This window comes from Mucilaginibacter gossypiicola, assembly GCF_900110105.1.
In the GTDB taxonomy this organism is placed as follows: domain Bacteria; phylum Bacteroidota; class Bacteroidia; order Sphingobacteriales; family Sphingobacteriaceae; genus Mucilaginibacter; species Mucilaginibacter gossypiicola.
The window spans coordinates 273,987-299,791 of the sequence record NZ_FOCL01000007.1 but is presented as its reverse complement, the minus strand read 5'-3'; the positions used below and the strand labels follow the sequence as shown (position 1 = coordinate 299,791).

General features: G+C 43.5%; 19 protein-coding genes. 3 read left to right on the top strand and 16 right to left on the bottom strand.

Annotated features, from left to right (window positions below):
* Nucleotides 1-97: 97 nt before the first annotated feature.
* Nucleotides 98-1,234, bottom strand: coding sequence for an XdhC family protein (locus BMX50_RS22900; RefSeq protein ID WP_091214571.1), 1,137 nt, complete (start codon nucleotides 1,232-1,234; stop codon nucleotides 98-100).
* Nucleotides 1,235-1,476: 242 nt separating this feature from the next.
* On the opposite strand from BMX50_RS22900, the gene BMX50_RS22895 reads away from it, so the two are divergent.
* Nucleotides 1,477-1,851, top strand: a complete 375-nt coding sequence (locus BMX50_RS22895; protein WP_091214567.1) for a VOC family protein — start codon at nucleotides 1,477-1,479, stop codon at nucleotides 1,849-1,851.
* Nucleotides 1,852-2,048: 197 nt separating this feature from the next.
* Here the strand turns inward: BMX50_RS22895 and BMX50_RS22890 are convergent, their stop codons facing one another.
* The gene (locus BMX50_RS22890) at nucleotides 2,049-3,809 is read right to left on the bottom strand and encodes an alpha-L-rhamnosidase-related protein (RefSeq protein ID WP_091214563.1); all 1,761 of its coding nucleotides are present in this window, start codon (nucleotides 3,807-3,809) and stop codon (nucleotides 2,049-2,051) included.
* Between the two features lie 152 nt (nucleotides 3,810-3,961).
* Nucleotides 3,962-7,204 carry a glycosyl hydrolase gene (locus BMX50_RS22885; RefSeq protein ID WP_244281082.1) on the bottom strand — a complete coding sequence of 1,081 codons (3,243 nt, stop codon included), beginning with the start codon at nucleotides 7,202-7,204 and terminating at the stop codon, nucleotides 3,962-3,964.
* A 643-nt stretch (nucleotides 7,205-7,847) separates the two neighbouring features.
* Between BMX50_RS22885 and BMX50_RS22880 the strand changes: the two genes are divergently transcribed.
* Nucleotides 7,848-9,092, top strand: a complete 1,245-nt coding sequence (locus BMX50_RS22880; RefSeq protein ID WP_091214560.1) for a Na+/H+ antiporter — start codon at nucleotides 7,848-7,850, stop codon at nucleotides 9,090-9,092.
* A gap of 12 nt (nucleotides 9,093-9,104) precedes the next feature.
* Here BMX50_RS22880 and BMX50_RS22875 read toward each other — a convergent pair whose 3' ends face one another.
* From BMX50_RS22875 to BMX50_RS22835, 8 genes are all read right to left on the bottom strand, one after another.
* Entirely contained in the window at nucleotides 9,105-9,458 is a 354-nt protein-coding gene (locus tag BMX50_RS22875; RefSeq protein ID WP_091214557.1) for a nuclear transport factor 2 family protein, read from the bottom strand.
* Between the two features lie 167 nt (nucleotides 9,459-9,625).
* On the bottom strand, nucleotides 9,626-10,819 hold the full coding sequence (locus BMX50_RS22870) for a sensor histidine kinase (protein WP_091214554.1): 1,194 nt from the start codon (nucleotides 10,817-10,819) through the stop codon (nucleotides 9,626-9,628).
* 361 nt (nucleotides 10,820-11,180) lie between these two features.
* A complete protein-coding gene (locus BMX50_RS22865) occupies nucleotides 11,181-13,388 on the bottom strand; it encodes a response regulator (protein WP_208864773.1) in 2,208 nt (735 codons plus the stop codon).
* A 97-nt stretch (nucleotides 13,389-13,485) separates the two neighbouring features.
* Nucleotides 13,486-14,217, bottom strand: a complete 732-nt coding sequence (locus tag BMX50_RS22860) for a LytR/AlgR family response regulator transcription factor (protein ID WP_244281081.1) — start codon at nucleotides 14,215-14,217, stop codon at nucleotides 13,486-13,488.
* Nucleotides 14,218-14,298: 81 nt separating this feature from the next.
* Nucleotides 14,299-14,772 carry a Dps family protein gene (locus BMX50_RS22855; RefSeq protein ID WP_091214541.1) on the bottom strand — a complete coding sequence of 158 codons (474 nt, stop codon included), beginning with the start codon at nucleotides 14,770-14,772 and terminating at the stop codon, nucleotides 14,299-14,301.
* 43 nt (nucleotides 14,773-14,815) lie between these two features.
* Nucleotides 14,816-15,184 (bottom strand): YgaP family membrane protein, encoded by a 369-nt coding sequence (locus tag BMX50_RS22850; protein WP_143065244.1) that lies wholly within the window; start codon nucleotides 15,182-15,184, stop codon nucleotides 14,816-14,818.
* A gap of 126 nt (nucleotides 15,185-15,310) precedes the next feature.
* Nucleotides 15,311-15,760 (bottom strand): GNAT family N-acetyltransferase, encoded by a 450-nt coding sequence (locus BMX50_RS22845; protein WP_091214534.1) that lies wholly within the window; start codon nucleotides 15,758-15,760, stop codon nucleotides 15,311-15,313.
* 569 nt (nucleotides 15,761-16,329) lie between these two features.
* Entirely contained in the window at nucleotides 16,330-17,583 is a 1,254-nt protein-coding gene (locus BMX50_RS22835) for a PQQ-dependent sugar dehydrogenase (RefSeq protein ID WP_091214527.1), read from the bottom strand.
* Nucleotides 17,584-17,871: 288 nt separating this feature from the next.
* Here BMX50_RS22835 and BMX50_RS22830 point away from each other — a divergent pair, with 288 nt between their 5' ends.
* Entirely contained in the window at nucleotides 17,872-18,138 is a 267-nt protein-coding gene (locus BMX50_RS22830; RefSeq protein WP_091214523.1) for a CHC2 zinc finger domain-containing protein, read from the top strand.
* Between the two features lie 164 nt (nucleotides 18,139-18,302).
* Here BMX50_RS22830 and BMX50_RS22825 read toward each other — a convergent pair whose 3' ends face one another.
* From BMX50_RS22825 to BMX50_RS22805, 5 genes are all read right to left on the bottom strand, one after another.
* Complete coding sequence (locus BMX50_RS22825; RefSeq protein ID WP_091214518.1) at nucleotides 18,303-19,058, bottom strand: GDSL-type esterase/lipase family protein; 756 nt, start codon at nucleotides 19,056-19,058, stop codon at nucleotides 18,303-18,305.
* Nucleotides 19,055-21,529 (bottom strand): glycoside hydrolase family 95 protein, encoded by a 2,475-nt coding sequence (locus BMX50_RS22820; protein WP_208864772.1) that lies wholly within the window; start codon nucleotides 21,527-21,529, stop codon nucleotides 19,055-19,057. Before BMX50_RS22820 ends, BMX50_RS22825 begins: the two co-directional genes overlap by 4 nt.
* Before the next feature lie 158 nt (nucleotides 21,530-21,687).
* Nucleotides 21,688-23,088 (bottom strand): alpha-L-fucosidase, encoded by a 1,401-nt coding sequence (locus BMX50_RS22815; protein WP_091214833.1) that lies wholly within the window; start codon nucleotides 23,086-23,088, stop codon nucleotides 21,688-21,690.
* A 377-nt stretch (nucleotides 23,089-23,465) separates the two neighbouring features.
* On the bottom strand, nucleotides 23,466-24,371 hold the full coding sequence (locus BMX50_RS22810) for a glycerophosphodiester phosphodiesterase family protein (protein ID WP_091214515.1): 906 nt from the start codon (nucleotides 24,369-24,371) through the stop codon (nucleotides 23,466-23,468).
* A complete protein-coding gene (locus tag BMX50_RS22805) occupies nucleotides 24,361-25,776 on the bottom strand; it encodes a calcineurin-like phosphoesterase C-terminal domain-containing protein (RefSeq protein ID WP_091214512.1) in 1,416 nt (471 codons plus the stop codon). Before BMX50_RS22805 ends, BMX50_RS22810 begins: the two co-directional genes overlap by 11 nt.
* Nucleotides 25,777-25,805: the final 29 nt, after the last annotated feature.

The window sequence follows — 25,805 nt, the reverse complement described above, 5'->3', positions numbered from 1 at the left end:
CAAATACCCAATTAAAATAGTTACTTCAAATAGGCATAGAAAAACAGCCGGAGTTTTTTCCGGCAACATTGGATTAAATAACTAATAAAAAATGCTATTAAATCAAATATTTAATATGAGAAGTATGAATTGGGGCTGGTTTATATTTTAATGAATACCCCTGGCGGGAAGATAATACTGCCTTAATTTCGGATGCTACAGATAAAGCAATCTCTTCGGCGCCTTCGGCACCTATGTCTAATCCTACCGGACCGTAGATGTTACTCAATTGCTCTTCGCTGATGACAACACCTGCACCTTCAATCTCTGCCAGCATACGCTCCAATTTCTTTTTGGGCCCAAGGATGCCGATATAAGGTAACTGGATCTGCAATATTTCCTTAAGCAGCGCTATTTCGTAATTATAATTATGTGTCATTAACACCACTGCTGTACGATCGTTAATTTCGATATGCTGTAGCACCCCGGCGGGTTTGGCAGTGATTATACGATTAGCCAGTGGAAAACGCTGACTTGCTGCGTAATTGGCCCGGCCATCAATTATTGTAATATCCCAGCCTAAAACTGAGGCTATACGAGTTAAAGGAACAGCATCATTACCTGCTCCTACTATCACCAACGAAATTACCGGTTTTATATACTCAATAAATGCGGTATAATTTACACCGGCTTCATAAACCTGTATTTCAGATCGCTGCTGCCGTAAAACCTGTTCTGCATTTGCAATCAGGGCCGACCGGTACGGCGCATTTTCGGGCGAGGTGACGGTTAGTTTATCACCCGTTAAACACAAACATGTGCCAGGCTGCGGCGCTTTCCTGTCTTTAACAGAGAACATCGTAACCAACACCGAATAACAGCGGTTAGCAATAATATCTTTTAATAAATTAATGGGATTGTTGAAATCGCCGGTTATTGGCTCAATAAGAATATGGATAATACCATTGCAGCCCAGGCCTACGCCCAGTTTGGCGTCATCGTCGTCGGTTGTATCATAGGTTACTAATAGTGGCTGCTGCTGCATAATTACCAGGCGGGCCTTCCGCAGGGCATCGCCCTCTAAACATCCACCACTGATAGCACCTGTAAGCAGCCCATCCTCAGTTATAAGCATACGCGCACCAGCCCGGCGATAGGCAGAGCCTTCTACAAGTACAACTGTGGCCAGTGCTGTTTTTTTACCCAGCGCATGAGCCTCATCATAAGCGGCAACAATATCAATAATCTCTTTCATGGGCAGCTTTACAGCTTATATCAGTTTATCAGGTATTTTATATTATCCTCCTCTACATCAGTAAACCCTTTTTTACTAACATAGGTATACAGTTTATAACCATACCAATGTAGCATTTTAATAACAATAGCAGGGTAACAAATTTATCCGGCAACAGTGAAAAGTACAATAATATCAACTATACTATTTTAGATATTTCGATTGATAAAAATTTACGGCTAACTTTAAGAAAATGCTTCGCCATGAAAATGATTCCACTTTTTAAATGCCGTAACCTGCAGCAGGCTGTTGGTTTTTATACCAATGTACTTGATTTCAGGCTCAAATACCCTGAAGCTACAGCTGATGACGGCGTTATTGACCTCATAAGCGAATTTGGAGAGTTACAGTTAACCGTATATGAAAGTGACCGTTTGTTTGGCTCTGTAATAAATGTTTGGATAGATGATGTGGACAGCAGGTTTAAATATTATGTTTCGCGAGGATTGGATACCACTGCAAAAAAAGAGTCACCCGTTCACCAGGGGCCAACCGACCAAACCTGGGGAACACGCGAGTTTTATATTACCGACATTGACGGCAATACACTACGTTTTTGCCAGCCATCAAATTCTTAAACTCTTATGTTTTGACTGACAGGCGAAATAAATAGTGAGATTTAGGCTAAAGCCACATGTATTCCGTTTTTTAACCGTCGGCTAAAGCCAGACGGCAATGAAAAAAATCACATTTGTCTTATTTCATTGCCGTTCCTTTTAAGGAACGGACGAACAGGGAAAGCCAATACCAGGCTTTAGCCTCAATATATTACTCTTTATCGAATTATCTTAACCCCTGCGGGCGCACTAATAGTGGATTTCACTTTTCCGTTGGCCTGCTTAACATGTTTGATCTTTACAATGCCATAAGGCGTTGGGTAAGTTCCTTCCGCAAAGCTAAGATCGCCTAAATGGGGCTGGATCTTAATCACTTTACAACCCGGTACTATCACCTTTACACCCAACACGTATTCGGTTAACCAGGGCGTTGGCCCCGACGCCCAGCCATGCGAAAGGCTATGCCTGAAACCTTTGTAACAATAAGCACCATAATCGCCGTGGATATCTTTTTTACCTTCGGGCACCAGTTCGTCAATCCGAGAGGCGTTGGGCAACCAGTCGATATTAAAATCCTCCCAAAAAGTAGAAGCGCCGAGATTTAGCATTGGTCCCCAAAAATTGCGGATAGCCTCAATACCGCCCTGGTAATCGCCTGCTTTAGCTTTGGCCAGCAGCATGTAATAACCAAAAAAGGTAGAATAATTATGTACCCCTCCTGCCGAAAGGATCTCGTTTGCCTTTTGAGCAGGCAACAAACCCGACAAGCCCAATAACGCTGCCGCCTGCTTGGAACCATTGGCATCGGGCACATTGGTTTTAAGTTTGGCAACGGCGGCTTCGCACTTTTGTGCTGTAACGGGTTCGTTCAGTATTTTACAAAGCTCGGCACCTGCATTGAGTGTCATTACCAGCATCGCTTGCAAGCCGGCATGGATAGCAGGTTTATTTTCGCTCGATGGCCAGTCTAAAAATCTGCCTGCTCCGTCAAGCTTTTCACTTCCGTTTTCATCAACCTGTAGCGCGTACTGGTTTAGCAGCTTTACAAGATAAGCTTTTTGTTGTTGCAGATATTTTAGGTTGCCGGTATGCATATACCAATCGCGCTGAATCAGGATCCACCACATAGAATACGATACCATACCGTTCATATAATCCGGCAAGGGTGTAATATCACGAGCAAGGTCAAGGCTTTTAGGAACCACCGCATTATCTCCAAACACGGCGGCAATGGTTGATGTTTCGGGATGCATATCGCCAACCCATACTAACCTGTCGCGCTTGATGCCATCCCAGAGGTAATCCTGCATATTAAGATGTACTGTATAAGCGCCGGTAAGCCAGATCTTGTCAAGCAAGGTATCACTGCATTTAAATGAGCCCAGATAAGGGATATTGCGGTAAATAAAAATAGCCCGCGCTTCTTTCAGTTTAAGCTGACTGTTATCATCTACTAAATCTATCCGCACAAAACGAAAACCGGTGTTGCCAATTTCCAGCTTACCCAGCCAGGGTAGTGACACTATCATATCGCGCATGGCATGGTCATTCGTAGCCCCCTTTATGGTATCGATATTTGACATAGCCTCGCTTGTCGACTCGCCAAAACGAATGCGAACCCTTACGGGCTTGCCGCCTCTTGACTGGTCGGTTACCAATTGCAAACCGCCGTGCAGTTCCTTGCCAAAATCAAGTAACAAACCGGGTTTACCTTTTTCATTACTTTGGAGGATACAAAGATCATTACCTGAAAGATCAGCCTGCCCGGTACCCTGTTTCAGCAACTTTTCGGCATTTGTGATATTACTTGCCGCATCAGGTGATTTCCACAGGATGCGTACAGGCGATAAGTACTTTCTTACTGTTTCGGTTGATTGCGCTTCGTCAGATCGTTTGGCGTCAAAAACCGGGGGAAGCTTTTGGGCTTTGCAGATTGCACCAACAAGGGTTAATATGAGTATGGAGAGGGTTTTCTTCATATAAAAACATTATAAAAAAACGCCGCCGCTCGGCTCCAGCCGAGTGGCAGTTATTCCCAGGCCTCTGGCCTGCACAATATAGCTTCGGCGGCCAGAGGCCGCTTTATAGTTGCCACTCGGCTGGAGCCGAGCGGCGGCTTTTTTATTTTCTCTTAATAGACAACCGATTTAATAGTCACCGGCCCGGTCAACCCTGAAGCTTCAAGCGCACTTTCGGGTTTATAAGGGTTTACAGTTGTCCAGGTGTGGCGTTCATTCGGTTGCAATTTACTATCGCCAATTAAACGGTTAACCCAGGTATTTACTACTTCAATATCTACCGTATTATTACCGGGTTTAAGTGCAGCGGTTACATCGAGCTGATAAGGAGCCGTCCATACACCGCCCACAGCAATGCCATTTACCTTTACTTTGGCCATGGCCTTTACCTGTCCAAGATCAAGCAACAGGTGTTTGTTCTTTTCAATCCGGGCAATATTAAATGTATTATGATAAACTGCCGAACCTGAATAGTATTTAATATCCCCCTCCGGCCTCAACGTCCAATCTACCAGTTTATCAAAGGTAACCTGGTTGGTAGGCCCCCATCTTTTAGCATCAAAGGTAACCTGCCATGGTGTGTTTACGTCAACCAAAACCTGCTGATCAGGAAAGTTTTCGCCCTTAACCGGATTTGAATTGGCCGGCTTCCTGAATATTATAAATGCGCTTTCATATGCAGCCAATTTCAAAGGCACAGTTGTAATACTGCCGTCCTGTTTATAATTGAGCAGGTTACGGCAGTTGCCGGTTGTTGCGTCCCAAAGTTCGGGCGCTTTCCCTTTCGCCCTAAAGGCAGCATTAATATCGATATTTTGCGCAGTTTGGTTGGATACAAAATACATGTCGCCATCAGTTAGTTTGCGATGGATAAACAACGCCTGATCAACAGTATTAAACTTACAATCCGGTACAACTTTAAGCAAATCAAGCGCCTGCTGCATATCCATGCCGTTAATCACCAATCCTTTGCCATATTGATGCGTTTTTACCAAAACACTATCGATGTTGCCCCAAAGTGCCGAAGCCATTTTTTTGATCTCCTCATCGGCAGTACCGTAATTTTGTAAACTTGGTGAACGCTCCGGTTTAGGGCCCAATATCGCCAAGCCATCGTTAACCAGCCTGGTTATAGTCTTCAGCAATTCGGGCCTCATGGTGGCCAGCTTAGGTAATACCAACAGCCTGTAGCTCATGCCACCCGGCAGTACCAGTTTACCGTTCACTACTTTTGCCCTCCCATTCAATACTTCCGCATTAATATAATCAAATGAATAGCCTTGCGGCAGTTCGGGGTCACGTATGCCTGTCATTTTTGGCGCGTCTTCACCTATAAAATAGGCTACATCGGCAACGTAGTTACCCTGCCTCAGCATATAGTTACAGCGTTTGATATAACTAATGAACATATCCATATCATAAAACCACGTATTGTTGCGGTTAAACTCATTACCGAACCATGCATTTGATCCCGGCAACCTGTTATCGGCGAGCTGGGTTACATACACATGTAATAAAGTATTATTAATACCCTCAGTAAAAAAACGGTCGCCACGTTGTTTCATCAAAGCCGGATAACGCGAAAACGGACCACCTGCACAGGTAAATGATTCGGCAGAAACCTTGGTTTTACCATAGATATGCGCTGAAGATGAAGCCGCCCTGTTTTCGATATTCCCCAAATCACCCTCGCTCCAAAACTCGCCTCCTATTTCATCCGACTGTCCACCGTATTGCAAAAACTCGCCCGGGAAGCCCCAGTGTCCATAATTTTCGAGCCATGTAGTAAGCCCATGCTTATGGCTTGCATCTCGTAACCCGCCAACATATTCGTAAGCAACCTTATCGGCAACAAAACGCCGCAAATCCCATAAAAACCTGTCGCTTTGATCCTGGCTGCCTACCACACTGCCATTTAGTACCGGCAGGTAAGGTAAAGCATCGTAGCCATATTTCGCTTTAAAGTTTTTGAGCATATCGTCCGTCCAGTTTTGGCTGCCTGTTTCGTAACTATCCTCTACAGTTACCTTAAAGCTTTTGCGATCGGCCGCGGGAATGCGTTTCAGGATTTGCCCCAGGAATGCGTCAAAGTGCTCGGCAATATGTTGTTTGCTCATTTTGTCAATTTCAAGTCCGCGGCCTTCGGGTGGTGCCGGGGCATTGGTAACTTGTGTAGGCGTCATGCCGGTACGCATAATGATCCAATTACCAGCAGGTACATCCCACTTCAGGGTGCCATCGGCCTGCATGTATTTAGATATATCGATAACCTTTTGCGGATTGATCACATATTGCGGATCATCAACTACGGGCTGTGGTTGCCACTGATATTCTTTCCAATAAGGTAGTGGCGTCTGGAACATTTTGGCTAAAGTTTTTTCGGCATAGTTCTCCACATTGGGTGAAGCCGAAATTTTAAGCTCAGCGATATCACTCCCCTGCGAACCATTTGTGAACACAACCCTGAAGCTTTGGCTCGTTGTTGTGGGGATAGATATCGCTGCCGGCGAATACGGACTAAAGCCCACGTTTAAATTGGTGTTACTCCTATCTACCACAAAGTGTTTAACAGTTTGATAATTACCAGCAGCATCACGGGCCTGGATCTCCCCCTCAAATCTCAGTTCCTTGTGCACGGGGTAAAAAACAATACTGCGCGCAGTATAAGGCGAAGCGGCATCGATAGTTACCGTTGGTTTGGGATCGTTTGGAATGGTGTATACGGTATTTTCGTTACCATCCATGAGGTTATTAACGTGTGGATCAACAGGCACAGAACTGATAAATGAACTTGCCATATGTTCCCCGTAACCCGCAGGTGCTGGAAACGCGATAATCCTAACATCCTGAAATTGCTTTTGAGGCTGATCCAACTTTTTATTAAGACTTATAGGTCCCTTAACTGCTAAAATTGACGAAGTAAGGTACCTCATAGACTGCTCAGGTTTAACCCAGGGCCCACCAGACTGGCTCCAACCGGGGCCATTGAAAATACCGATATCTATCTTGAGCCGGGTAGCAGTTTTAAGCGCTGTATGCATGATATCCCACCATTCATCCGAAAACAATTTTACTTTTCCGTAAGGAATTTCATCCAATCCAATATTACCGATAAATGCCCTGTTGATGCCTATCTTTTTCATCGATTCAAGATCTTTAACAACGCCCTCCTTAGAGACATTTCCGGAGATCCAATACCAGTATACGCTTGTTTGAACAGAATCGGGAGTGGTTTTAAAACCGCTGTAAAGTTTATCTTGCTTAATGGCTTTGGTTTGGGCAAAACTTTTGGTACTTAAACCAAGGGCATTAAACATAAGCAATATGACTGCGGTTTTTTTATAGATATTTTGCATCAGGAAGATTAGAATGTTTTCAACCACCCAACCCACAGGTCGGGATGATAAGGATTTGTACGTGAAAGCTGCTAAGTTTATAATTAAAACAATACTAAAGTTTTCATCATGATTTGGCATCCTGTACTATCTTGTCTTAAAAATATATGATGTTATCGAAACGGTATTCATGGTAATTTGCTGAGTTAAATAAGTAGCAGCATCTGAAGCCATAGATAAATAATGTGCTTTATTAGTATTGAACTTACATCGGCGCGCTCTTGGCCGCGCGGGGCCAGTTACTTTTTTCTTGATAAAAAAGTAACCAAAAAATCAAGTCAGCAGGGAGGCTTCTTTGCGCTCAGCCGTCGCTAAGCCCACTCACACTGGCCTTTGCCCTGCAAAATGGCCAGAACCACGGGCTGCAATTATTTTGCCCCTTTGCCCGCAATTCCCAATACTTCTGCAAAAACTTGCTATGCCCTTTCCTTCACTCAGGGCCACCATTGTTCTGGCCCTTTTCGCCCGAAGCTTACCTGCTGACGGAGAACGTAATTTTCCAACATGTCTTGGGTGTATTTTGAGAAGAACAAATTTTCCAAACTTTTCATTTATCTTGGCTATGGTACCTGATTTCTACAAATCACTAAAAGCTTAGCTGCTTATGGAAAACTACACTATAGTTATATTTATCCTGGCTGTGATGATCGGCCTGTCGGCACTGGCCGATAGAGTAAAACTTCCTTATCCAATTTTACTGATTGTAGCAGGTATCGCGGTAGGTTTTGTTCCGTCTATACCCGATATTGAGCTTAATCCCGAAATTGTTTTCCTGATATTTTTGCCGCCATTACTGTATGATGCGGCTTTCAATATCTCCTTTCAAACATTCAGGACAAATATCAATACCATAGGCACGCTGGCTATTTCATTGGTGTTTATTACGGCTTCGGGCATTGCAGTATTAGCCCATTACATTATACCGGGTATGACCTGGCCGCTGGCTTTTGTTTTGGGTGCTATCCTTTCGGCTACGGATGCGGTGGCAGCCATGAGTATTACTAAAGGCCTTGGTTTATCACATAGCACTAATACCATTTTAGAAGGCGAGAGCCTCGTGAATGATGCATCGGCATTGGTAGCTTATCGCTTTGCTGTTGCATCTGTAACGGGTGCTGCCTTTATATTTTGGCGGGCAACACTGGATTTTTTTGTATTGATGGCCGGTGGATTTCTGGTTGGTTTGGTGATGGGGAAAATACTGGCATTTATTATTAAACGGGTGCACAAAAATGATATGGTTACGATCAGCTTTATGCTTTTGATGCCTTTTGTAACCTACCTTATTGCCGAGCATTTTCACGTATCCGGCGTTATTGCTGTGGTTATTTTAGGTTTGAGTATTGCCCGTTTCAGTGCCAAAGTTTTCCCCGAAAAACTTAAACAGCAATCCAAATCAATTTGGGATATCATTATCTTTTTACTCAACGGGTTGATCTTTATTTTTATCGGCCTGCAATTTCCTTATGTGATCAAAAACATCCCGAAAGCCCAGGTTTGGCCTTATGTAGGTTACTCATTTTTGATCACTATTGTTGCGCTGGCCCTGCGGATGGCACGCGTTTTTCTCCAAAAGCTAAACCTGCAAAATGCCTTCAAAAAAGGAAAGCACAAAATAACTGAAGATGCCCTGCTTGATTTTAAGAGTAGTTTGATCATCAGCTGGTCGGGCATGAGGGGGATAGTATCGCTGGCTATTGCCATTGGTTTGCCCGCAACATTAGCCGATGGCAGTCCCTTCCCGCAGCGCAATGCTATTATCTTTATTTCGGTAGTAGTGGTACTGTTTACGTTAATTGGCCAGGGCCTTACTTTGCCATGGATCGTAAAACGGCTTACTAACGAATAACCTCACCGTTAACTAACCTATAAAAAACTGCTGACTAACAATTTTTCCATTTTCAACTTTATAAACACAAATCTCCTCAACAGATTTACTTCCTTGTCCCTTAATTGTGAAATGCATTGAAAAAACCAAGCTGAAGTAGCTTCCTGCAAAAATTGCATCAGACACATTGACCTCATGGATCTCCACATTTGCGAGAAATCGTTTTTCGTATTCAATGAGATTTTCAAGGCCGGTTATAGGCTCATTTTTATTATTTGGATCGATGCTTATTGCGTTATCAGCATATAACTCGGTATAAGCTTCAACAAATTTAAGCTCCTTACACAATGAAGCCAAGCGATTGGCAATTTCTGATAAAGTATTCATTTTGGTAAACGTATGTTGGTGATATAATCAACGCTAATAGTATGTCAATTTTCACAACATGCAACAGCCAAAAGCAAAGAATGATACAGAAATGATATAAAAACATGCGGCGCCGGCCGGCTTCATCAAGTCGATTTTAAATTAAATGATATCAGCCTAACGGATAACTATAAAGGCAAACTAAAATAAAACGATGAGCCTTTACCATACTCGCTATTTACACCAACCTCTCCGCAATGGCTTTCAATGATCTCGCGCGAAAGGTACAGGCCTAAGCCATATCCTTTTGTACCTGCCGCTTTTTCATGATGAATACGGGAATAGCGGCAGAACAACAGTTTTTGATCAGCCAGTTTAATCCCCCTGCCTTTATCTTCCACGGTAACAACGGCTTCTCCATTAATTGAGCTGCAAGTGAGGGTTACTACGCTTTTGGCATGCGAAAACTTTACCGCGTTATTTACATAATTTACTAATACCTGTACCAGTTTATCATAGTCGGCTGTTACTCGGACGGCTTTGGGTGCTTTAAGTTTAAACTTACGGTCGGGATATAGCAACATCATATCAGTGGTTACTTCCTCCACCAATTCGGCCAGGTTAAAACTGGTTTTCTGTAAGGTCAGCCTTGCATCCTGAACCTGTGATAACGTTAAAAAATTATTGATCAACTGCGTCATGCTCACCGTTTGCTGATCGGCCTTGAGCATTTTATCTTCCAGCGGCTTATTGTTTTCCAACCGGGCAACGCGGACGGTATTTTGAATATATAATTTAATAGTGCTTAGCGGAGTGCGCAACTCATGGTTAAGGAACGCCATCAAATCATTTTTGCGAAGCTCTTCCTGTTTAGCCGCCGTAATATCAGTTAAGGTTCCCATCATTTTCATGGCCAAACCGTCGCTGCAATAAAGCTTTCCGGTTATTTTGAGCCAGCGACCATAGCAACCATCTGCAGCATTGATCTGCAGCTCGGTTTCAAACTCCTGTTGGGTTCGGCATGCCGCCCTGGCTGTATCTACAACATGCTTTTGGTTCCATTGTATCAATTTTTGCATCAATACTCCCAACCCAAAAGTGCTGCTGCCTTTCATTCCAAAAAAACCGCTGGCTACAGGGCATAAATGAAATTTTTTACTATATACTCCATAGCTCCACATCCCGATCCCTGCCGAGGCCAGCATATTGGTTATGGCCATTTCGCGGGTGTGCGCCCTTTCGGAGATATCAACCAAAAATGCGTAGGGGTTTAATACCTGCCCCGGAAAAACCGGTTCAATAAAATTATCGTGACTGCCAAATACAGCGATATGCGGATTGGCGTTAATTGATTGTTGTGGGGTTGCGGTTAATGTTGCCATGAGCTTTGAGCGATAATTTTGTTATTATAAAACTAAGGCTCCTGTTATGGCAATTGGTATGGGATTCGTTGAACGGGCAAAAACTGTCGGTGAAGGGCTGTCTTGAAACAAATGGAGACGCGTTACATGCGTCTGCCGAGCAAAAGCCCCTTACACTGGTCGAAGTTTAGCGGTAGCGTAACTTCGTCCTAAAATAGCGGAAGCATTCTGCTTCCGTGTTGTGCATTAGCAGATAATAGCAACGCAGCATATTATTCCTTTTTATCGGGTCAAGCTGAGCCTTGTTTGGGACGAAGTTACGCTATCGCTAAACTTCGACCAGGATATTGACGCATGTAATGCGTCTCCTACAATAGAAAACCTACGCCAGCGTACCATAAAAATGTTTGGCATCATCAATGGCATTAAGGCATACCGCGGTAATATCATTAATGAGCCTTAAAGTTTCGGTATCGGCTGTGGTAGCCTGTTCAAGCTCGTCCAAATCGGCTTCCAATGCGGGAAGCAAGCCCATAATGGCTACCGTTGTTTTCATATTGTGTGCAATATCTTTCAGGCCGGTAAAATCTTCGGCACTGAACATGTTCTTAAGCGCGCTCACATCACCTAAAGTAAGTTCAATAAATTGTGAGGTAACCAGTTTCTCATAATCAATATTACCCTTACTGATCTCTTTCATGTAGTTGAGATCGATAAACCGGTAATTATGCACATTGGTAACTGCCAGACTTTCCGAACGCGATGCACCGGGTACAAACTTCAGGATCAATTTAAACAGATCATCATCATTTACAGGTTTGGCTATGTACTCATTCATGCCGTGGCTCAGGCATTTTTCGCGTTCACCGGCCATGGCATGGGCTGTCATTGCAATGATTGGCACTTCCAATTCCAGATCGTTGCGAATGTGATAAGTTGCCGTGTATCCATCCATCTTTGGCATCTGGATATCCATCAGCACAACATCGTAAGCTTCCGATTTTAGTTTGCTAATAGCTTCCTCGCCATTTGATACCACATCAAACCCGGCATCCCATTGCGTAAGCATATGCTTCATGAGGCTTTGGTTCATGATATTATCATCAACTACCAAAATATTTAAGTCGTGGCTTACTTTTGCTTCCGAATCTAACGCTTCTTCATTGCTGTACCCGGTAACCTGATTATCAGCAATAGTGTATGGGATATAAAAATTAAACTCGGTACCTTTTCCAGGTTCACTGGTTACTTCTATTTCTCCAAGTTGTAAAACAACCAGGTCCTTAACTATTGAAAGCCCAAGCCCCGTGCCGCCATAGCTACGGGTAATAGAATCTTCGGCCTGGTTAAAACGCTCAAATATGGAGGTCAGCTTATCTTTTTGAATACCGATACCATCATCGGCCACCCTGATGCCAAGCTTAATTGTTTTATCACTTACCTGCTTGTTGTAAACCTCTACCCTGATACAACCATGCTCACTAAACTTTAAGGCATTGCCTATCAGGTTCACCAGGATTTGGGTTAAACGTGTTGCATCTCCAATAAGCGTATCGGGTACATCCGGTGCTATTTTATTACTAAAAATAAGTCCTTTTTCTTTGATCCTTTCATTAAACAATGTTTCGATAGAATCTATCAAACCGCGTACACTAAACGGCGAATGTACGATGCGCATCATGCCCGCCTCAATTTTTGACAGGTCGAGGATATCATTAATAATCGCCAGCAGGTTTTCCCCTGCCTTTTGAATCGAGCCGACAAATTCGCCGGCCTCTGTATCAATTTTACGGCGTTTAAGCAAATTGGTAAAACCCAGTATGGAGTTAAGCGGTGTGCGGATCTCGTGGCTCATATTGGCCAAAAAATTCTCTTTGATGAGCAATGCTTCACGTGCGGTCTTTTCCGATTCGTTAAGCCTGTTGATCAGCCTGTTTTGCTGCCTGAATTGATTTACAATAAACCAGCACAAAGTACCGCCGCTTAAAAACATGAATATCATGAGTATATTTCCATACATACGCGCTTGGGTACTGTTATGAATAACAGCCACACTAAGCTCATCCATCATTTTTTGACGATTGTCATAAATCTTATGCGTTACATCAGTGATTTCATTGGAGATGCGGCGGGCATGTGGGTTGGCTATAAAACTGGTATCATTCATATTACCCGTTTTATAGTAATGCTTCAGCAAATCATTCTTGATCCTTACTTTTTCATCGGCTAAAATATTGAGCCTGTCGAGGTATTGTTTAACCATGGGGTTGTGGTTGCCACCACGAAGCGAATCAAGATAGTCTTTAACAGCCTTGATCTTGGCATCAACACCTTCCAGGTGTGAGATATCATCTGTTGCTATAGCTGCCCTGATGCGGGCCTCAACGCCCAGCAGGTCGCGGTCAATTTCGCGCAGGTGGTTACTGGTATGCAGTTCGCGCAGCAGGCTTTCATTGCCCTTGCGCATCGACTGCATGTTTTGTGAAAAATTATATTGAATAACCAGCAACAAAATTGTACCTGCAACAAATGATGCCAGTATGAGATAAGCAAACTTTTTATTAGCCATTACTGATGACGCTGAACGCATTGGTGATAAGTAAATATGCAGGTGTTAAATTTATTTTAATTACACTAATCGTTCAACAGGGCTAAACTATCGTTAAAGCGCCCAAGGGCATCGGCGGCTAAAAAACGTTCATCCGGTTGTTCAGCGTTTTGCGATAGGCATCGGCCACGGGCAAAAACTTGCCGGCAATTACCAAACCGCCATCCTGCAGGGTGTCAATTTTATCAAGTGCTATAATGTACGAGCGGTGTACCCTGATAAATTTTGATGATGGCAGTTTTTCTTCGGCCGATTTTAGCGTACCGTGTATGGCGTACTCTTTTTTTGGGGTATAAAATTTAACATAATCGCCCATGGCTTCGGCATACAAAATATCGTCGAGCATCAGTTTGCGGGTGATATTTGAATCGCGTACGAAGATAAACTCGTCGTTTTTAAGCGGCGCGTCTTCTTTGCGGGCTTCCAGCACTTCGCGGGCTTTGTTCACAGCCTGTAAAAACCTGCCTGGCGTAACGGGCTTAACCAGGTAATCGGCTACATTAAGCTCAAAGGCTTCAACCGCGTATTCTTTTTTTGAGGTAGTAAAAATTACAACTATATCCTTGTTTTTAAGGTTGCGGGTAAGTTCCAATCCGTCCATTCCGGGCATTTCAATATCCAGAAATAACAGATCTACATTTTTGTTTTGGAGATGATTATAAGCCTCCATGGCAGTGCAGTACTCACAAATAACATCCAGGTCATTAACCTGGCTTGCCAGATGGCTTAGTGTTGCACGCGCAATGGGATTATCGTCAACAATTAAACTGGTCATGTGCAGGCGCTTGAATAATATTGCTAAAATAATCATTTTACTTTTCGCTCATGATCTCCCGTTTGCATCCGGGAAATCATTTGAGCCGAAAAGTGGTTATTTACGAGTATGGGAATCTTATCTGAAATGAGACCTCAGCATCCAGGCCATGCCTTCGTGGGTTTCCATTAAGCCGGTGATAAAATCACTGGTACCGGCGTCATTATACTTGCTAACAAAAGGATCGATATTACCGCGGATAAACTCGATAATGCTTTCATGGTCTTCAAGCAGTTCTTTCAAAAAGCCCAGGCTATCGTTTTTATGATCAAGCTTTTCGGTTAAATGGGTAAGTTGTAATAACTGGGTTAAAGTAGCAGGCGCATAGTGACCAATTTTGCGGATCCGCTCAGCTACGCTATCCATTATTTCGTCAAGCTCATTGTATTGCTGCTCAAAAAAAACGTGCATAGAGTGAAAGTCCGGACCTTCAATATTCCAATGGGCATTACGGGTTTTAGTGTACAGTACAAATTCGTCGGCTAATAATTTGGCTAACTGATCTGAAACGGCCTGGCGGTCGGCTTCGTTAATTCCGATGTTTGTTTTCATGATATTGTATTTTTTGTGGTTGATAGCTCTTTTATTTTATAACTTACTCATATTTTGATGGATGAGTATAATTACTGAACAGCCTTTTCACAGGGCAATATAGCGTAAATGCTGTTACCTCAAGGTAAAATATTATGGGTGCTATGATAATCATGGCATGGGTATGATAATTCCAGTCAATAGATGACAGTACGGGCATAACAAACACCAAAGCCCCGCGGATCACCGCCTCAGTAGTGCTCAGGTTTTCGGGAGCATCATCAGGAAAAAACCGTTTCAAAAAATTATCTAAAACGGGTTTTGAATGCCCGGCCGTCGGCTGTACCGGAGCTTTCTTTAGTTCGGTGTCTGCCTTGCGGATCTTGTTTTTAGCAAGGTCTCTTGGATCGGGTGGTAACTGCAATGTTTTCATGGCACAGCTTTTAAGGTTATGACATAAAATTAACAGCCCGGCAACTAAGGCATATCCCAAATTCGATGAGCGGGCAAAAGCAATCGTTAAAAGGTATTTTTTATGCAGATGATGTTTAAACGTTTATCAGGCCCTGATCATTTCAATATGGTCGATGCCATCTTCGTCATAAATTTCGCCCTCCATTTTAAAGCCCAGCTGCTCATAAAATTTAACTGCATAATATTGGGCACCTATCCGGATAGGCACATCGCCATAAAGCTCTTTAGCTGCATCAATGGCCGCCTGCGTTAATATTTTACCAACACCGGTACCGCGCACCTTCCTGCTGCTTACTATACGCCCTATTGATGCTTCGGCGTATGATTTACCTGCCGGTACAACACGGGCGTAGGCCACCAGTTCCTGCTCATCATCAAACAATAACAAATGATGACAAGCGTAATCTTTATCATCGGCATCTAAAAACACACAATTTTGCTCAACCACAAATACTTCGCTTCTGAGTTTTAATAGTTGGTATAGCTCGGTAACTGATAAATCATGGAAGGGTTTACAAATTTGGGTGTAGTTCATTGGAGATTTTGTTTTTCGGGTAAGCGCACAAAGTTTGCTTGAGTTGACTAAAGTAGTTATTTCCGGGGATATGATACTCAATCGATGCTGAGTTATCACATCCAGTTAGACCAACGAAAGCAAGTTAGCCTGCCCCATCGAGGACTCATGTTTAGAGTACCGCCCCGTCATGTCTCTATGAGCAACCACGACATGTTAAAAACATCTGTCATTCTGAGCGGTAGCGAAGAATATTCTGCAATAAACAGGGCCGCTATACAGAGCGAAGAAGATCCTTCGTAATTAGAGTTAATGCCATTTCATCTTCGGAGGCCCCAGGATTTTACTTACTACCCATGACATGATTAAAAATGGGTCATGCTGAGCCTGTCGAAGCATAGCGGGTAGAGCCTCTGCGCCCGACCCTTCGACAAGCTCAGGGTGACAGCCCTCTTTAATAGACGTCATTTCACCTTCAGAGTTGCCAGATTTAAACACTCAGCATGACAGCCGTTCTACTTAACGTAGATTAAAACAAAAGCCCAACTTGCTTTAAACAAGTTGAGCTTTTGTTGCATGCGCTTTATCCCTTATTTTTTATAAGTGATCTTATAGATAGTCCCTTTAACATCGTCACTTACATAAAGTGAACCGTCAGGGCCCTGGGCAAGTCCGCAGGGACGGTGCTCGGCCTTACCCGGCGAGGTTTCTTCGGCTGTACCGGCAAACCCATCGGCAAACACTTCCCATTTACCATCTGGCTTTCCATCTTTAAATGGTTGAAAAACCACGAAGTAGCCGGCCTGAGGCTCGGGTGCCCTATTCCATGAACCGTGGAAAGCTATAAATGCGCCGTTTTTATATTTTTCGGGGAACTGATTACCGGTGTAAAACAACAAGCCATCGGGTGCGAGGTGCCCAGGGTAAGCTGCTACGGGATCTAAGTATTTGGCATCTGCCTCCTTTTCACCATCGCCGCCGTATTCGGGGCCTAACATCTTCTTGTGCTTTACATCATCATAATACATATATGGCCAACCTGCGTTATCGCCTTCTTTTAAAGCATACATGCATTCGGCGGGTAACAGGGCCGATTGCTGGGTGGTATAATATTTCGGGAACAGATCATGCAGGGCATCGCGGCCGTGCTGCATTACAAAAAGCTGGTTATCCTGCTGATTCCAATCAAGGCCAACCACGTTGCGCAAGCCTGATGCAAAACGGATACCATCGCTTTGCTTTTGATTTAGTTTATCAGTTTTAAATTTCCAGATAGCCCCCGCCGAGTCCAATATCGGACAACCCTTTTTCTGCGGATCAAACTCAGAGCAGATGTTTGAGTAAGCCCCAATGTTCACATACAGGTTGCCCTCATTATCAAACGCTATTGCTTTTGGCTTATGTGCACGTTTTGATACCAGGCCGCTTACCACCGTTTCGGGATGTTCGGGATCAATCACTTCCTGTTTCTCATTCAGTTTAAAGCGAAACACTGCTTTATCAGATGATGCATATAAATAGCCATTACTGATACGGATACCTGTACCCGCAAAACTGCCAAAACTGGTTTTGATATCGGCTTTGTCACCATTATCATGTAAAACAACTATGCCTTTGCCGCTTTTGAGGCCTTCCAAATGCACATAAATATCATTGGCCGGTGTTACCACCATGTGCCTGGCACTGCCTAAATTATCAGCGATGATAGCAGCATTAAAGCCATCGGGGATTTTAAGCCCGGCACTGGCAATCGACTGTTTATCTTTTTTAGCAAGATTAAATGAGGCAAGGCCGCCTATCGCCATTAACGATAAGCCAAGCAACAAGGTTGTTCTTTGATTCATAAAAGCAGATTTTGGTTAGGCTAATTTAACAATTCGCTTTTTGAATAGCGCTAATCCCTCCCCTGTAATATTTACGTTATATTTATTGCTTTGTGAGCATATAAAAATAAATCATGCCATTAGTATAACTTTAGGAGATAGTTACCGCGAAAACTGCCGGTTCATCGCCACAAAATCCAGAAAAAACCTTGTATGCAGTTTCTGAGGCCTTTTTTTCAACAACCGTTAATTCAATTCGGGTAATAATTTATTTTCGCAACCTGATAATTAATTATTCTAATACCCAACATGTCTGCATCTCATTCCCTGTCGCCGGTACAGGCCGATCTTGTACGAATTGTTTCAAAATATGTGCTGCTTGAAGAAAGCCGGAGAAATTTAAAAGGTCGCTGCCCCTTTCATAAAGACCAGGCCACATCACTCATGGTATCGCCCGAAAAAAATATATTTCAATGCTTTGGCTGTGGTAAAGGTGGCGGCCCAATTGAATTTGTAATGGCCATTGAGCACAAAACCCGCGAAGAAGCTATTCAAATGATAGCAGGAAGTCACTAAGTTTTTTTAAAAAAAAGACAGGCCTATCTTCTTCTCAGTTGTTGGGTGTTGTCAATGCCTGGTACGAAACAACTCCCGATTAGCAGGTTCGCTCTGCATAGTCTGGGATTGCTTCGTATCTCGCAATGACGCTTTAAGTAATTTCCAATGCGCAAAACGCAGATTTAATACAACTTTTTAACTGCCTTCATCCACTCCCGGGCAATAAGCTCATGCCCGGCAGGCATGGGGTGAACGCCATCCCAGATCCAATGATCGGCCTTTGCTTTTTGCAATGCTTTATTAAAAACCTCCTGCAAAGGCACAAAAATGGCGTTAAATTTTGAGGCAAGCGCTTTAACTATCATCTGTCGTTTTTGAACTTCTGTTGCCCATAGTTCAGGATTCTTGCTTACCATGCCCAGGGGTAAAATAAAAGGCTCCAGTAAGATCAGCTTAACATTGGGTAAAGCGGTAATAGTTTGGGTTAACAACTGTTCGTAAGCATTGCTAAAATCTTCCGCGGTGGCTTTAGCACCCTGCATTATTATTCTATGTACATCATTAATACCGATCAGTATGCTTAACACATCGGGCTTAATATCAAGCGTATCTTTTTGCCAGCGTGCTGCAAGATCATTTACAGTATTTCCGCTGATCCCCCGGTTAAAAAACTGATAGTCTCTCCCGGGATAGTCAAAATTAATACGGGCAGTTATCAGGTACGCATAACCCTGCCCGTAAACATGGTTCCAGTCTTTATCAAAGCTGCGGCCACCATCGGTTATAGAATCGCCCTGGAACAGAAAAGTTTTTCCAGTATTATCATCCGATAAATACTGATCGTTTTTTGTTGATGCCGACACCAGTCCGGGCGCTGCTATTGCTGATGCCCCCGCCAATGATGCTTTCTTTAAAAAATCTCTCCTGCTGTTACTCATAAACTACTTACTAATTGGTATGATTTGCCTTTTTGAGTATTTATTACCAACTCATACCCGTCTTTTACTTTAACTGGTGCGGCATTTAAACCTTTAACAGTGAGTTTTGATTTGGAAATGATATGACATATGCCGCCTGCCTTTGATAATAGATCTGCGGTTACAACTTTACCTGCTGCCCATTTCATGCCTACAACAAAGGCGCCTCTTGCTACCAAACCTTTAATTTCGCCATTAGCCCAGGCATCAGGCAATGCTGGCAACAGGTGCACATTCCCATCCTGGCTTTGCAGCAGCATTTCGGCCAGACCGGAGGTACCGCCAAAGTTTCCATCAATCTGGAACGGCGGGTGTGCATCAAACATATTTGGATAAAGTCCCCCGCCCTCGCTGTAGTTGTAACCGCTTTCGCCGGTTAAGCGCAGCAGGTCGCGGTAAAGTTTGTAGGCATGGTTGCCATCTCTAAGGCGGGCCCAAAGGTTTACTTTCCAGGCCAGGCTCCAGCCGGTGCTTTCATCCCCGCGCAGCTCTAAGGAACGTTTTGCTGCTGCCGCCAGCTCAGGATTTGCAGCCATAGAAATTTCATTGGCCGGATAAACAGAATATAAATGTGATACATGGCGATGGTGCGGATCTGGTGATTCCTGATCTTTATACCACTCCTGCAATTGACCTTTGCTGCCTATTTGGTATGGGATCAGTTTAGCTTTTTTGGCGATAAGTGAATCCCTGAAAGCGGCATCGACACCCAGCACTTTAGTTGCTGTTATCAGGTTATCAAACAAATCGCGGATGATGCCCATATCCATCGTGGTAGAAACAGAAACATCCCCGGTTTTACCTTCAGCATAAATAAAATCGTTCTCGGGCGACATAGACGGAGCCGTTACCAAATGGCCCTGACCATCGGGCACCAGCCAATCAAAAGTAAATTCGGCAGCGCCTTTCATTAAAGGGTAAGCTGTGTTTTTCAAAAACTCTTTATCCCCGGTATATAAATAGTGCTCCCAAAGGTGGCGGGTTAGCCAGTCGCCCCCCATAGCCCAGTTTGCCCATTTAGGGTCGCCATGACCAAGGTCGCCTACGGGGTTAGCCAAAGCCCAGATATCTGTATTATGGTGGGTTACCCAGCCCTTAGCATGGTAGAAATCTTTAGCAACACCAGCGCCTGTTTCCGACAATCCTTTGATCAGTTCGAATAAAGGTTGGTGCATTTCAGACAGGTTACAGTCTTCAGCCATCCAGTAGTTCATTTGCACGTTGATGTTGCTGGTGTAGTTTGAGCTCCATGGTGCACGTAATTCTTTATTCCAGATGCCCTGCAGGTTAGCTGGGACACCTGGCGTTCTTGAGCTGCTTATCAACAGGTAACGGCCATATTGAAAATATAAAGCTTCGATACCGGGATCGGCACCCTGGTTTTTATTGTAAAGTGCCAGCCGCTCATCGGTGGGCAATTCGGCATGACTGCCCTTATTATCATTAATTTTGAGACCTACCCTGTTAAAAAAATGGTGATAATCGGCAAGGTGAGCGGCAAGCAATTGCGCATAAGGTTTGGCAGCAGCTTTATCAAGGTATTTGGCCGCAACCTTTTCGTCGCCATCAGGGCATTGGTTATAGGCTTTAAAACTGGTGGCTCCGGTAACATACAATGTTAAACTTGATGCCCCTTTAACGGTGATACCGCTTGTATCGACAGTTATTTTACCATCGTTGCTTACAGCCTTCGCCAACACCTCATAGCGCATGCCCCTGCATTTATCATCATCCGCATAAACTATAGGATTTTTTGAATCAACATAACTCGGCTCCACATGCGCCGGAGCTTTGCCGCTTAGCTGTAATACATTGTTATTCAGCACTTCTTTTTGAAACCTAAGCTGGCTGTTTGTATTTATTTTTAGGTTTAACTGTTTAGCCTTATCCGCCGTAAACCGGATAACAATTACCTTATCAGGCGCCGAAGCAAAAATCTCGCGTTTATAGTTTACACCGGCAACAGTATATTTTGTCGTTGCAACAGCGTTACCGATATTCAAATCGCGGTAATAGTTGGCGCTGTTAACACCGTTGTATGATTGTTTGATATGCAGATCGGCCATTGGCAGGAAGCTTTCGGAGGATAAACCCTGCATCTTTTGCGTTAGCTCATGCGCCTTTTGATAATCGCCTTTAAACAACGCTTCCCTCACCTGGGCCAGGTATTGAAATGCGCCTGGATTTACATTTTGCTTCACCGGCCCGCCCGACCATAGCGTAGATTCATTAAGTTGCAGCAATTCATCATTAACACCACCAAAAACCATGGCTCCTAACCTGCCGTTGCCTATCGGCAAAGCTTCTGTCCATACCTTTGCGGGCTTTTTATACCATAAAGTATTATTCTGCGCGTTCGCGTTCGGCGCAACCAGTTGCATGCATAGCGGTAAAACTACAGACAGGAGTGTTGTTTTCAGGCCTTGGTTCATAAAATAGGTTAAAATTGTTTCTACAAGTATAATAATGCAACAGCGATAAAAAATAATGCTTATTGGCATTTTAATGTACAAAAACAAGGTACAGTACACAAAAAAACCCGCCTTGCAGGCGGGTCTCCATTAGTAAGTAGTCAGTCAGTTATAGTGTATTATCTTCTTTCGTTATAAACCTGGAACTCGGCTATTGACACCTGGTGATCGGCCTTATCTACAGAGATACGAACCTTGCCGGCCCATACCCTGTCAAAACGGTGAACTTTAATCTTGTTAGCATTTTCACCGTCAAACAATGGCTTCCAGCTTCCGTTAAGGTAATATTCTAACCGGTAATGTGAAATATTCGGTTTTTCTTCAGCAATGACAATGGTATTCAATGCCTGATCTTTCTTAAAATCGATCTCGTACCATGGATTCTTAACGGTGGGATTTGATACCCATGAACTATGAAAATCATCGTCATTGGCAAAGTCCATAATGGCCGAATCATCACTCCAGCTTGAGCTTGCCGGTTGATTTTTAGCAATGTTTGATGATATGATCGGCGCATCCAATGTAGAGAGCTTGGCAACCGGACCTTCGTTTTTCCATAGCTTGCCTATCTCTTTAAGTGCCGCAAGTGCGTTATCGTCAAACAAACCGTCACGGTTAGGCGCTACGTTCAGGATAAAGTTACAGTCAACATTATTTAACGGTTTCAGAATGTCATTAACCAGTTTAGCAGGTTCTTTAACCGGGGTTGTAGGGTGGCTTGTTTCCCAAAACCAGTTAGCTTGCAATGGTAAACAGGCAATCGCAGGCATGCGGTTATCTTTAGTTGACACCCTTTGACCGGCACCCATTTCGTAAGTTTTGATATCGGTATAGTACATGCCCTCAGCAGGATATTTAGCACCGTTAAGGTCCATTACCAAACAGTTTGGCTGCAATGATTTTACCAGTGTGTAGATCTCTTCAAACGGAACATCATCGTATGAGATCCTCGACCATGGTGCATCCCAGCCATCAATGATCATGGCCGAAATTTCACCGTATTTAGTCATCAGCTCGGTGATCTGTGCTTTAACCATATCAATATGTTTTGGTGTGATCATATTTGGCCTTAACCTGTGATGGGTATCCAGGATAGAATAATACAGGAAAACCTTTAAGCCATTAGCCCTGAAAGCATCGGCATATTCTTTAACAACGTCCTTTTTCAGCGGACTGTTCATCACATTATAATCGGTGGTTTTGGTATCCCAGATGCAAAAACCGCTGTGATGTTTGGTGGTGATACAACCATAGGTCATGTTAGCCGATTTTGCCGCCTTCGCCCACTGGTCGCAATTCAGTTTTTTAGGATTGAAGATAGTTGGCAAGGCATCCGGATCTGCCCAGTCCTGATCCATATAGGTTGGGATGTTAAAGTGGATAAACATACCGAAACGCAGATCGACAAATTCCTGCTGAAGCTGAGCAAGCGGTTTTACAGGCTGCGGGGCCGTTTGTGCTTTTAGTGAGAGTGAAGCGGCACAAAACACTACAAAGCATATAGCTCGTAATTTAAACATGATTGGGTTGTTGGTTAAATTGATAAAACGTTTTAACAACTGCAATATCACATTTAAATTTAATGTTTAGATTATCGGAATTTGACATTACATTCAGCTTATTTGGCGTGGCTGGAAATTAAACTTGCGCTCGTTTGCAACGAGCGCTTAACATGGTTTGGCGATTGCATCGCCCGGTTGCGTTACAAACGCAAGTCCATTTTAAGCACTCATTATAAATGAGCGCAAGAAAGGAACATAAAAACATGTCATTGCGAGGAGCGAAACTGAAATGAGCCTGGGCGCGACGTGGCAATCGCATACTATACAGGGCGGCCATGCTTCCGTGCGATTGCCACGCTGCGCTCGCAATGACATATTTTTATGGATATCGGCCTCTAAAACAAATCCGGGTAATCCGTAATTACACCATCAACACTTAAACTTTTCAGCTGCTCAATCTCAGCTTTTGTATTTACTGTCCATGGCAATACTTTAATCTTTGCATCGTGACATTTCTTTACCAGGTCGGCGTTAACCAGTTTATAATCCGGGCTGTAGATGAATGGAGTAAAGCCTAAATCGGCCATATTATCTTCAAACGTTTTTTTGTTTTCGATCAAATAAGAGGTGCGCACATCGGGATATTTTTTGTGGATGATCTGTAGCGTACGTTTATCAAATGATTGGATCACCACATAAGGCAGGATCTTCTCTTTGACCAGGACAGCCATTAGCCGCTCCGCAAATTCTTCCGGACTGGGATTATAAATACCATCCCCTTCTGGTGAGCATTTGGTTTCGATGTTATAGAATACCGGCTTTTTATGATTAACCTTAATATAATGCTGTACCGAATCAATCAATTCAGACAGCAGCGGCATATAGGTTTTGATCTTTTGCTGGCGCGGAAATTTGCTGTATGGTTTTGAGCCTACATCGTATTTTTTGAGGTCCTCATACTTCATTTTGTAGAGGATCAGGTTTTTCGCTTCCTCCTTGCTGATCTCTTTACCATCAGGCGTGAGCGAGAATAACGGATTGATGTATTCATCGTGCGATAATACTACCTGCCCATCAGCTGTAATGTGCGTATCCATCTCCAATGTTGTAACAACACCAAGGTCGATGGCATTTTTCATAGCCAGGATGGTATTTTCGGGCCTCAATCCCCGGCCGCCGCGATGTGCTTCGGCACTAAATGAAGGAAAATCCGCATTTTTAAATTCCATGTTTTTAACAACAGTAAAGCCTGATAACAAGATAAGACTTATTCCGGCAACAATGTTCAATTTATTTTGCATCTAATTCGCTTGAATATTTATTCCCAAAACGATCGGTAGCCTCAACCCTAACTTTTTTAACCGATGGATCAAAGTGCGCTACAAACAGGTGCCCGGTTTCATGAGGCTCCACAAAATGACGGCCTGCCGGTAACTGATCGCCTTTATACAAACTTACCGATAAGGGATCATATCCCTGTTCTTTTGACAAAGCCCCCATTGGTTTGTCATCTAAATAATACACAACTTTCCATTGCGGGTCATAGTTCCAAACATTAGCAATAAGGCGCATCTGATCGGTTAGTTTCTCAGCATAAACACTGATCTGGTTTTCGGCAAGCAATCCTGTCGATTTGTAATACCATTTCAAATCAGTTCCATTTACTGAATATACACCGTAACCGCGAGGCGTACCATCCACACAAATGGGGCCTGTCCACCAGCCACCGCAGACTGTACCGTGGTTATGCTCAAAAATGCCGTTGGTGATATTGTTATCATGGTAATGAGTATGGCCCGACATGATGTGTACATTACTGAATCCTTCCAACACTTTATAAAAATCCTGGTTGTTTTTCACCTGGTTGTAAACCGGGATATGCAGGTTGATGATCAATAACTGATCTTTCTTTACATACTGCAGATCTTTCGCCAACCAGTTTAGCTGATCTTCGGTGATATAACCATCATACTCCCGCTCTACGCCCAGGTAGCGCACGTTATCTAATACAACATAATGCGCCTTACCACGGTTAAATGAGTAATAGGTTGGCCCATAGATCTGCTTAAAAGTAACATCCGATGTTTCATCACCTCCCTGCCGGTAATCCATATCATGGTTGCCTATCGCCTGAAAAAACGGAATGCCCATTTGGGCCACTGCCTCATTATAAGCAGGGAAAAGCTCATGATTATCCCATACAATATCGCCTACACAAATACCATGTACCAGTGCATTTTTTCCCAATGATTTGATGGTAGCGATCGTATCCGGAACCGAGGTATCCATCATCTGCTTAACATCCTTCTTGTTTTTAACCTGCGGATCGGCCCAGATGATGAAGTGGTGATTATTATCATCAACTTTTAACGGCTCCAGCTTAAAATCAAAATGCGAACTGCCGCCGATGTTTTCGTAATGCCTGGCAACATTATAATCTGTTTTAAATTCATAGCCGGATGGCGTGCTCATGAAAATACTCTTAGCCTTTTCATTAGGTTTAAGCTCGTAGTTACCCTTGTCATCGGTAAGCACTACCGAAAAACCATCGGATATCACAACGTCTTTAATCCCTTTTTTTCCGGCTGTAACCTTACCTTTAACGGTATCCCCGGTAAATATTTTAGTAAAGGCGTTGGCACGCAGCGAGATAAACGCGCCGCCGGTTATAAGGCCAACGCCCTGTAAAAATGATCTTCTGTTCATTTGGTTATGTTTTCGAAGCTCAACAGATG

What these genes read in the sequence shown, in the direction of transcription:
- BMX50_RS22845 (WP_091214534.1), bottom strand. Translation starts at nt 15,760, where the DNA reads ATGAACTACACCCAAATTTGTAAACCCTTCCATGATTTATCAGTTACC.
- BMX50_RS22805 (WP_091214512.1), bottom strand. Translation starts at nt 25,776, where the DNA reads ATGAACAGAAGATCATTTTTACAGGGCGTTGGCCTTATAACCGGCGGC.
- BMX50_RS22900 (WP_091214571.1), bottom strand. Translation starts at nt 1,234, where the DNA reads ATGAAAGAGATTATTGATATTGTTGCCGCTTATGATGAGGCTCATGCG.
- BMX50_RS22865 (WP_208864773.1), bottom strand. Translation starts at nt 13,388, where the DNA reads ATGCGTTCAGCGTCATCAGTAATGGCTAATAAAAAGTTTGCTTATCTC.
- BMX50_RS22850 (WP_143065244.1), bottom strand. Translation starts at nt 15,184, where the DNA reads ATGAAAACATTGCAGTTACCACCCGATCCAAGAGACCTTGCTAAAAAC.
- BMX50_RS22885 (WP_244281082.1), bottom strand. Translation starts at nt 7,204, where the DNA reads ATGCAAAATATCTATAAAAAAACCGCAGTCATATTGCTTATGTTTAAT.
- BMX50_RS22895 (WP_091214567.1), top strand. Translation starts at nt 1,477, where the DNA reads ATGAAAATGATTCCACTTTTTAAATGCCGTAACCTGCAGCAGGCTGTT.
- BMX50_RS22880 (WP_091214560.1), top strand. Translation starts at nt 7,848, where the DNA reads ATGGAAAACTACACTATAGTTATATTTATCCTGGCTGTGATGATCGGC.
- BMX50_RS22820 (WP_208864772.1), bottom strand. Translation starts at nt 21,529, where the DNA reads ATGAACCAAGGCCTGAAAACAACACTCCTGTCTGTAGTTTTACCGCTA.
- BMX50_RS22855 (WP_091214541.1), bottom strand. Translation starts at nt 14,772, where the DNA reads ATGAAAACAAACATCGGAATTAACGAAGCCGACCGCCAGGCCGTTTCA.
- BMX50_RS22810 (WP_091214515.1), bottom strand. Translation starts at nt 24,371, where the DNA reads ATGCAAAATAAATTGAACATTGTTGCCGGAATAAGTCTTATCTTGTTA.
- BMX50_RS22890 (WP_091214563.1), bottom strand. Translation starts at nt 3,809, where the DNA reads ATGAAGAAAACCCTCTCCATACTCATATTAACCCTTGTTGGTGCAATC.
- BMX50_RS22825 (WP_091214518.1), bottom strand. Translation starts at nt 19,058, where the DNA reads ATGAGTAACAGCAGGAGAGATTTTTTAAAGAAAGCATCATTGGCGGGG.
- BMX50_RS22870 (WP_091214554.1), bottom strand. Translation starts at nt 10,819, where the DNA reads ATGGCAACATTAACCGCAACCCCACAACAATCAATTAACGCCAATCCG.
- BMX50_RS22835 (WP_091214527.1), bottom strand. Translation starts at nt 17,583, where the DNA reads ATGAATCAAAGAACAACCTTGTTGCTTGGCTTATCGTTAATGGCGATA.
- BMX50_RS22860 (WP_244281081.1), bottom strand. Translation starts at nt 14,217, where the DNA reads ATGATTATTTTAGCAATATTATTCAAGCGCCTGCACATGACCAGTTTA.
- BMX50_RS22815 (WP_091214833.1), bottom strand. Translation starts at nt 23,088, where the DNA reads ATGTTTAAATTACGAGCTATATGCTTTGTAGTGTTTTGTGCCGCTTCA.
- BMX50_RS22830 (WP_091214523.1), top strand. Translation starts at nt 17,872, where the DNA reads ATGTCTGCATCTCATTCCCTGTCGCCGGTACAGGCCGATCTTGTACGA.
- BMX50_RS22875 (WP_091214557.1), bottom strand. Translation starts at nt 9,458, where the DNA reads ATGAATACTTTATCAGAAATTGCCAATCGCTTGGCTTCATTGTGTAAG.